The organism is Campylobacter sp. 2018MI10, from assembly GCF_018501175.1.
Lineage (GTDB): Bacteria > Campylobacterota > Campylobacteria > Campylobacterales > Campylobacteraceae > Campylobacter_E.
In genome coordinates, this window is record NZ_JAHCZD010000031.1 from 1 (window position 1) to 9,117 (window position 9,117).

Annotated in this window: 9 protein-coding genes; 1 reads left to right on the forward strand and 8 read right to left on the reverse strand. The window is 26.9% G+C overall.

The window, feature by feature from the left end:
• A partial coding sequence (locus KJR01_RS09405) for a hypothetical protein (protein ID WP_214118954.1) occupies positions 1-1,595 on the forward strand: 1,595 nt, incomplete at its 5' end.
• Positions 1,596-2,367: 772 nt separating this feature from the next.
• Here the strand turns inward: KJR01_RS09405 and ppa are convergent.
• The 8 genes from ppa to KJR01_RS09445 all read right to left on the reverse strand — a co-directional run.
• Positions 2,368-2,883: an inorganic diphosphatase gene (ppa, locus tag KJR01_RS09410; protein ID WP_214118956.1), complete on the reverse strand. Its 516-nt coding sequence runs from the start codon at positions 2,881-2,883 to the stop codon at positions 2,368-2,370.
• A 9-nt stretch (positions 2,884-2,892) separates the two neighbouring features.
• Positions 2,893-3,255: a hypothetical protein gene (locus KJR01_RS09415; protein ID WP_214118958.1), complete on the reverse strand. Its 363-nt coding sequence runs from the start codon at positions 3,253-3,255 to the stop codon at positions 2,893-2,895.
• A 77-nt stretch (positions 3,256-3,332) separates the two neighbouring features.
• A complete protein-coding gene (locus KJR01_RS09420) occupies positions 3,333-3,899 on the reverse strand; it encodes an adenylate kinase (RefSeq protein WP_214118960.1) in 567 nt (188 codons plus the stop codon).
• Positions 3,900-3,918: 19 nt separating this feature from the next.
• Complete coding sequence (locus KJR01_RS09425) at positions 3,919-5,532, reverse strand: polysaccharide biosynthesis/export family protein (protein WP_214118962.1); 1,614 nt, start codon at positions 5,530-5,532, stop codon at positions 3,919-3,921.
• The gene (locus KJR01_RS09430) at positions 5,532-6,620 is read right to left on the reverse strand and encodes a KpsE/RkpR family capsule polysaccharide export protein (RefSeq protein ID WP_214118964.1); all 1,089 of its coding nucleotides are present in this window, start codon (positions 6,618-6,620) and stop codon (positions 5,532-5,534) included. Before KJR01_RS09430 ends, KJR01_RS09425 begins: the two co-directional genes overlap by 1 nt.
• A complete protein-coding gene (locus KJR01_RS09435; RefSeq protein ID WP_214118967.1) occupies positions 6,620-7,282 on the reverse strand; it encodes an ABC transporter ATP-binding protein in 663 nt (220 codons plus the stop codon). The genes KJR01_RS09430 and KJR01_RS09435 overlap by 1 nt, the downstream gene beginning before the upstream one ends.
• The gene (gene kpsM / locus KJR01_RS09440) at positions 7,279-8,040 is read right to left on the reverse strand and encodes a capsule polysaccharide transporter KpsM (protein WP_214118968.1); all 762 of its coding nucleotides are present in this window, start codon (positions 8,038-8,040) and stop codon (positions 7,279-7,281) included. The genes KJR01_RS09435 and kpsM overlap by 4 nt, the downstream gene beginning before the upstream one ends.
• Positions 8,041-9,117, reverse strand: a 1,077-nt coding sequence (locus tag KJR01_RS09445) for a capsular biosynthesis protein (protein WP_214118971.1), incomplete at its 5' end; no start/stop codon positions are given. It abuts the gene before it with no gap.

Below are 9,117 nucleotides of genomic sequence, written 5' to 3' on the forward strand. Positions count from 1 at the left end.
TAACAAACAGAGTAGATGGTAGTGGTTGGGAAGTTGGAACATATAAAGTATATTTATCAAGCTTAAAAACAGGAGAAATGAAAGAATACTCATTTAGTTTAGATTTAAATACAGCTAAAGATGAAGTGGTTAATAATACAACAACTCCTGAAGTAATTGTTCCAAGTGTTGGAAATGGAATTAAAGTATCTATATTTGAAGGTGATGAATCAGGCGATCACAATAACCTAAAAGAAATTAGCAATGGTTCAACTACAGTAGATGCTAATCCTTTATTTAAAGGTGAGATTAATGCTAGTGGTGTTAAAGCAATGCAAGTATTTATCACTTATAATGATAAGTTAATTAAAACTGATTCAGTTCTTGCTGTTGATGGTAAATTTAAATATGTTCCAGAACTAGGTTGCAATAACTTTGGAGATTATAAGTTTACATTTAATGTAATTGGAACTTATATTAAAGGTGAAGCTAGCTTAAAACTTGTTGCTGATACTCAAACAAATACACCTAGCGTAGATAATACTACAAGTGATGTGGTTGTGGATAGCAATAGCCAAGATAACAATGTATTTAACTTTAAAGTATTACAAGGTGATGAAGGTGGATATTTCAACAACTTAACTGAAATTCCAAATGGTGGTAGAACATTTGATACTACTCCAACATTTGTTGGTAAATCAGTTGCTAATGATACAATAGTATTAGGATTTGTAAAAGCTAATAATGCAACAGGACAAGATGAATTAATTATGAAAGAATTCCAAGCTGCACCAGATGGAACATTTACATATACTCCTGATTTAACAAACAGAGTAGATGGTAGTGGTTGGGAAGTTGGAACATATAAAGTATATTTATCAAGCTTAAAAACAGGACTTGTTAAAGAATTTGCATTTACAATAGACCTAAATACAGCTAAAGATGAAGTAGCTAACGATAACAATGCTAATGTAGATGTGGTTGTTCCAAGTGAAGTTGTTGTAAGTAATAATCATATTACAATCAATGAAGGTATTTACTATCAAGCAAATAGCAATAGTGCTATTGAAAAAATTAATGGTTATGTAACTGATAGCGTAAGCCCAGTTATTACAGGAACTGCAAAACCAGGTTCAGAATTAATAGTAAATCTAGTTAATGATGCTACAGGTAAGGTTGAAAGCTGGACAAATATTACAATTTGGGATAGCGGTAAATTTGAAATCGGCTTAACAGGTGAAAAAGGCAACTCATATCATTATGAAGTATTTGATTGTGTAGCGTGCAAACCAGTTGGCGAACCAGCAATTAGTCATACTTTTGAAATTAACGCTGGTAACTTTATTAACCTTAACCCAAGTGCAATTTTAGGAGATGATGCTGGAATTAGTATTCCAACTATTAAAGAAGAAAAAGTTGAAGCTAAAGATGAAACTAAGGTAAATGTTGGGGATATTTTAGATACTCAAAAAGATATCTTTAATGAAACTATAGCTCAACCAGCACAAGTTCAAGAAGGTTATATTAATCTAAAACTAGGTTCAGTTGCATTTGATGCAGCTTCTAAAGACTTAACACATTTAGATGAATTTAATAATATAAACCACCACTCTTAACACATAACTTGAGCTAGTAACAACTAGCTCAAGCTTTTATCTTTTTATAATCTTCAAAATTATTAGAATTTTAATTTAATTATTATTTTTTAAGTATTCAAGCTCAATTATTTTATATTTTTATTGGTTGTTATAAGTATATTTGTAGTGGGTATATGTTATACATAGCAAAATTTTTAAAATATTTGATTGTAAAAATCACTTAAAGCTTTGTATAATAGAGTTTTAAAGCTTGAAAATTAATATATAAAACCATGCACTTATAACACATATATATTTTTTTATGAAACTTTACAAAATATATAATATAAATCCTATAAATGAGTATTTTTGTGATTTTGAATATGTTTTAAGGTTTTAGCTAGTGTTAAAATAAAGTTAAAAAAATATACTTTATAAAATTCCTTGAAATTCTAATACAACGCAGTTTTAAGTTAATTTCTAAAATAAATCAAATTCTAAAAATATCTTTAATTATAACTTAAAATATAGTTAAATTATATGATTTTTAATGAGTATTAATATTAAAAATTAATAATTTTATAAAGAAACTAATAATATGCTCAATGATTTAAAATATACGCATTTATAAAGAATACTAGCAACAAAATTAGTATTCACTTACAAAATTAAGCATAATAATATTTTTGCTTATGCATTATTAATGAGATTTCGTATATTTTAAATTAGATTATTATGATTTGTAATTTTTATAAGAAATAAGAACATTTGATAAAATTAATTTAAAAGCAGTCTTTAAAGACTGCTAACATTATTTATAGTTTTTGATTGATTCTTCAAGTATTTTTGTAGCTTCAGCTATGCCTTTAAAATCTTGAACTTTTACCCATTTACCTTTTTCTAATGCTTTGTATGTTTCAAAAAAGTTTTTGATTTTTGCAAGTTTGTGTGGTGCTAGGTCTTCTAAAGATTTGATATTATCATAGCTTGGATCAATCTTGCTAACAGGAACTGCAAGTAATTTTTCATCCATACCACTTTCATCTTCCATAATTAAAACACCAATTAAACGGCAAGGAATAACAGCGCCTGCTTGAACTGGGTATTCATTTAATACAAGCACATCAACAGGATCACCATCAGCTGCAAGTGTATTTGGCACGAAACCATAATTTGCTGGGTAAAACATAGCCGAATACATAACTCTATCAACCATGATTGCTCCACTATCTTTATCTAACTCATATTTAATATTTGAGCCATAAGGAATTTCTATAACTGCATTTAATTTCTCTGCATTTCCACTTTTAATTTTTGTAATATCCATTTTTTTCTCCTATTTAATATAATTTTTTTTAATGTAACCAAAAATTCTAGCAGCTGTTATACGATTTAACTCAATATCTGTTACAAACATACCTGATAATTTAGATATAGCTTTAAAACTACCTATTTCACTATTAGCGCTATCAAATAACTTTATACCAACATCTAAAATCAACATACTACCATCAGAGTCTATTTTGTAATCAAAACATTTAATCTTTAAATCTCTACCTATCATATTGGTTGTCCTAAAATTATTGTTTATCTGTATTTCTAAATTGTTTTCTGAAGTTCCACTTCCACATTCTGCATATGCATTTAGATATTTTTTTTCCATTCTTGTTTCATTTATACTTTGTGTATATGAACTCATTGTACCACAAGCGGTTAGAAATACCCCCCCCCACAACACTTAAAATTAACGAATTTACTTTCATTTTTTCTCCTTGATTAGATTTTTTTCTTAATTTCTTCACTCATATTTGCAACAATTTCTTCAATTGTGCGTTCGCCGTTGATTTGTATATGTAGATTTTTTGCTTTATAAAAATCTAAAATATCAGCTAAAGGCTCGGTATATACTTTCATACGATTATTAAATACTTCTTCATTATCATCAGCACCCCTAGCACGACCTAAAACTCTATCTTTTGCTACTTGTTCGCTTACAAATACTTCAATAACAGCACTAAGATTTACTTCGTTTGATTTAGCTAATTCATTATCAAGTGCGTGCATTTGTTCAACACTTCTTGGGTAACCATCTATTAATATAACATCACTTGGAGCTTTTTTAAGTGCGCTCATAATTGTATTTACAACTATTTGTAAAGGCACTAGATTTCCTTTTGAGATAAGCTCATTTATTTGTTTTCCTAATTCGCTTCCACTTGCAACTTCAGCTCTTAATAAATCGCCTGTTGAATAGTGTGTGTAGTTTTCGTTTTTAGCAATTATGCTAGCATCAGTAGTTTTACCGCTACCAGGTGCTCCTATAATTAAAAATAATTTTTTCATAGTGTTTCCTTTCATAAAATTAAATATCTAAAATTACTTTAGTTGCTACTGCAATTTGGTATAAAATCTGAGTTATTACACCGGTTACTTGAAGATTGTAAGTTTCAATTTTAGGCAATACTAATACTGAATCTCCTTCATAGACTTTAGCATTTTTATCACTGCTAAAAGTTCCTAAGCTTATTTTATCTGCTTTTCCATTAGCATGTATTAATAAAATTCTTTTTTTATCAGCTCTAGTATTTAAATCCCCAGCCATTTTAATATAATCTTTTATTTTTAATTTATCTTGATGAATAAATGCACCAGGAAGAGCAACTTCTCCTTGAATTACAACTAAATTATTTTTGCTAGGTATATTAATAACATCATCATTTTCAAGAACAATTGAAGAATATAATTTTTCATCATCAATTACGATTTGCCCTTTAGGCTCAATTGCTCTAGCTCTTTCAATAAACTTTAAAATATTAGTTCCCCAATTATCTCTAATTTTTGCTTCTTCTGAAGTAGCTGAAGTTGTGGTTAGTGCTAAGGTTTCTAACTCTTTTAGCTGGGCTTCAATTAATTTTTTTTGAAGAACTGCTACGCTTTTTCTATACACTTGCACTGCTTGTTTATTAGATAAATCATTCATATTTAATAAACTAAGAGCTTCTTGCAATGTAGTTCCTTTATCTAAAACTAATGAATGTAAGCTATTGTGTTCGCCTTCAATTTTTATGTTTATTTTATCTGCTGTGTAATCTGGTCTAAATTCCACTTCATCGGCATTATTAATATATACATTTTCAAATTCACTTTTTTTATAAGCATTTATACGGAGTTTGTTATTTTCATCATAACTTTTTATGATTGCATTTGTTGCAGTTGGTTTTGCATTAGATAAAATAGCTAAATCATTTAATGTTTTTAAATTCTCTCCTAATTCAAATCTATAAGGCTTTAATACATCACCACTAGCACTTGCATAGCCATTGATTTGTTTTACTAAAATTACATCGCCATTCTTAAACATAGAATAATCTAATTTGCCATTTAATAAAAAATCATACAAGTCTATTTGTTTAATTAGTTGGTTGTTTCTTAGAATTTGAATATTTCTAAAGCTTCCATATTCAAGATTTATTCCACCTGCTTTATCAATGTATTGAATTAAAGAATCCGAGCTAAGCCCTTCATAAAGTCCTGGTTTATTTACATTTCCCGTAACAAATACTGAAATATTTTGGTAAGTATCCATATCTGCATATGAATATACATTTGATTTATAAGTATTTCTTACTTTATTTTGAATAATATTTACTAAATCTTTATTGCTAACTCCTAACAAATGAATAACTCCAACTTGTGGAATAAATATATTTCCTTGAGAATCAACGCTTGATTTTTGTTGTAATTCTACTGCACCCCAAAGCTTAATATTTATTATATCTCCTATTGCGATTTTATAATCTGGATTATAAATATGTTTGCTAAATTGCTTAAAATTACCTGAGAATAGGTGTGCTCCAAATGTTTTATTATTCACTTGTTGTGATATTCCTTCTTGAGTATTATTTACTGCTATATTTGCTACATCAACTGCAAATGCTAATATTGAAAATACTAATATATAAAATATTTTTTTCATTAATATCTATGCTCCTCTATTATTGAATATGTAAATTTAATAATTCCAAAAACTAATGTTAATATAAAAAATACTGAGAATACATCATAAATTACATTTGGATATATTGCAATTTCTGATAAAACCGGCGAAGAAATTATAATAACTTGTTTTAACTTTTTATTAGCTTCTAGTCTTGATTTTTCATAAGATGCTAGGGCTAATTTATAAGCATCTTCAGCGAATTTTAATTTAAAACTAAGATTGCTAAAATCAATTGCTAAATAATTTAATTTGTCATTTTTATCTTTTGAGGTTAATTTATTAGCTTCTTTTTTTAATTGAGATTTTAGTGCGTCTAATTCTGATTTTAATGCTTTTACTTGCGGAGTATTTGAGTTTAAGTAACTATTTAATGTGGCAAGTTCTACTTCTTTTGCTATTATTTTTTCTTCTATTTGTGTTTTTATAGCTGATTGGGTTTTTGCTTGACTTACAGGGTCTAGCATAGAATTTGTATTTTGAAATTTATTTATTTCATCTTGGGCTTTACTTAGTTCTAAACTAGCTTTTTCTAATTCTTCTTTTGCAAAACTCATTTGCTCTCTTGCGATTTTATGTGATATTTCGTTTATGAAATTTTCACTTTCCTTAAGTATCGTATCGGCTATTTTTTTAGAATCTTCTGGAGAAAATGCGTTAATTTTAATACTTAAAAGTCCGGTAATATCATCATAAACTACCTTTATTCTACTTTGATAATATTTTAAAAAATCTTCTTTTACATCAAGATTTTTCAAAAATAATTCATAATCAATTTTTCCTTCATACATAGCCTTGATATTTATATCTTTTTGTAAAATTGCTAGCATATCGTATGAGTTTATATATTCTTTAAGATACATTAAATCTTCTTTAGATGAACTCGTAAGTCCTATTATTGGTATTAGGCTAGATGTATCAGTAGTAGTGCTTGTAGATTTTACTCCAATTATTGCTGTGCTTTCATATCTTGAACTTGCTATAAAAGCAAAATAAATCAGTGAAATTAAGCTTAAAACTATGATAATTTTAAAGCTTGTTATAAATTTTATAATCTTTTTTTTCATTAGCAACTTTCTTTATATTTATTAATTCCTTCATCTATATCATCATAGATTGTGGCTATTCCATTGTCTAAAAAAACTATTTTATCACACCAAGTTTTTATTTCGTTAATATCGTGTGAAACCATAATTACCTTTGATTTTGATAATTTTTCTTCATATACTTTTCTACTTTTTTCTCTAAAAGATGGATCGCCAACTGCTCCTGCTTCATCTATTAGATAATAATCAAAATCAAAAGCCATGCTAAGACCAAATGAAATTCTACTTCTCATACCTGATGAATAGCTTCTAATAGGCTCATCAAAATAATCTCCAAGTTCAGCAAATTCTTTTACATATTCTATTTTTTCTTTTAAAGCTTCTCCACTATATCCGTAGATTCTAGCTATGAATTTGATATTATCTCTAGCACTTAAGCTTCCTTGAAATCCACCTGCAAATCCAACAGGCCAAGAAATACTCTTATCAATTATTACTTTACCACGATTAGGAATGTCAAGTCCACCTAAAATTCTTAGCATTGTAGATTTTCCTGCACCATTTTTTCCCATTAGACCGATTGAGCAATTATCAGGAAAAGTAAAATTTAAATCCTTAAAAATATAATGCTTTTTTTTGTTGTTTAATATAAAGTATTTTGTGATATTTTCAAGTCTAATCATGCAGTGCCAAGCTCCACTCTTTTTTTATAATATAAGCCAAGACTAAAAAATAATAAAACTAAAGTACAAATTAAAGGATATTCAATATTAATTTGAGTTACTATAGGGTAGGTTTCAAAATAATTTTCTTTAAAAAGTTCAATTATATGCAAGATTGGGTTATAAGCTAGAATGGTAATTATTTGATTAGGTAAAACCCATAAAGGGAATATTATTGCTGAGCTAAAATACATAATTGTCAAAAGGTAGTTAACAATATTTTTTATAATATCTTTTCCGTTAAATATTACAGCAAATAGTAATCCTAACGAAAATGCTATTATTACCATCCATAGAAAAATTAGTAACGAGTAAATTAAATTATATGGAAGAACATTGTAATTAATTAAATACCCATTTATGCAAACTAGTATATTAAAAGCTATAAAATATATAATACCTTCAAGAAAAGCTCTAGCTAAAAATACATGAATAGGGCGAACTGGTTTATAAGTAAATAAACTTTTATTAGCTTCAATTCCATTCATTATAAAATTAACAATATTTCTAAACATAAAAAATGGAATCATTCCAGATATCAAAAATAAACTAAAAGGAACTTGTGGTAAAATAGTATTTCTAATTAATGTAAAAATTATTAACATAAATATAATATGCATCATAGGTTCAAGTATAACCCATACATAACCTAAAGTTGGGTTTTTACCAAATCTAGTTTTAAGCTCTCTTAAAATAAGCGCGTTTATTATATGCCACATTTAATTTCCTATTTCAAATTCTTTGAAATTTAAGTAAAAATTTGCATTATATTGATTGTTTTTTAATAAATATCCTTGGAATTTCAAGTATAAATTATAATTGCTTACAAAATTATGAGCATTTTGCCAAAAGCTATCAAGGTCATTTTTATAGACTAAACCATCTATATTATAAATTGCATTACCCAATACTATAGTAGGGCAATTATGATAAAGTGCTTGCATTCCCACCGTGCTATTTATACAAATACAGCCTTTAGCATTTTTTAAAAGATTTGGGATATTTCCACGATGAATATAAAACACCTTATCACTTATACCAAGTCTTTTGGTAAGTTCATTTATAATATTTGAATAATCAGTATATGCAATATCTAATGGGTGGTGTTTAAATATCAAAACATTATTATTCGCTCTATTTTTAGCAAATGATTTTATGGTTTTAACTATGAATTTTTTCATACCTTTGTCTTTAAAATGCTTTTTTATTTGACTATCGTTATGCACTTGAAGAACTGCTAAAAAGTATTTTTTGGAATATTTTTTAGCTAAATTATCTACATTTTTTTCTAAAATTGAATATTTAGCTTTTCTATAAAAATGTCTAAACCATCTAAAAAGCTCCATTATATTTAGTGGTCTATGATAGTTTTTGTTATTATAAAATACTTGAAATATAATGCTAAATGTATAATACATTAAGGCATAAAAAGCCATTATTTTAAAACTTGACTTAAATAGTTTTGAGTTTTCTTTATAAGTATTTAGTTTTTTATAATCATTTTTATTTTTACTCATAAGTGAGTTTGCATTAACGCCAGTCATTTCGCAAGTAATATAATTTGGTCTTAAATATCCTTCTTCAAATACATATATTTTTATATTTAGTTTTTTAGCTAAATTAATTGCTATTTCATGAATTGGTCTAGTATCGCCGAATAATATAATGCAAGTGATTTTATTGAGTTTATAAAAATTATCTAAGTATGATTTAAGATTGTTTAAACTTCCTTTGTAATTATATTTTGATGGATAAAATATAAAATCACCCGCAGTAAAATTAATTTTATATATTTT

Bases quoted from the DNA above. Each gene is read 5' to 3' on its own strand.
- ppa (WP_214118956.1), bottom strand. From the start codon at position 2,883: ATGGATATTACAAAAATTAAAAGTGGAAATGCAGAGAAATTAAATGCA.
- KJR01_RS09415 (WP_214118958.1), bottom strand. From the start codon at position 3,255: ATGAGTTCATATACACAAAGTATAAATGAAACAAGAATGGAAAAAAAA.
- KJR01_RS09420 (WP_214118960.1), bottom strand. From the start codon at position 3,899: ATGAAAAAATTATTTTTAATTATAGGAGCACCTGGTAGCGGTAAAACT.
- KJR01_RS09425 (WP_214118962.1), bottom strand. From the start codon at position 5,532: ATGAAAAAAATATTTTATATATTAGTATTTTCAATATTAGCATTTGCA.
- KJR01_RS09430 (WP_214118964.1), bottom strand. From the start codon at position 6,620: ATGAAAAAAAAGATTATAAAATTTATAACAAGCTTTAAAATTATCATA.
- KJR01_RS09435 (WP_214118967.1), bottom strand. From the start codon at position 7,282: ATGATTAGACTTGAAAATATCACAAAATACTTTATATTAAACAACAAA.
- kpsM (WP_214118968.1), bottom strand. From the start codon at position 8,040: ATGTGGCATATAATAAACGCGCTTATTTTAAGAGAGCTTAAAACTAGA.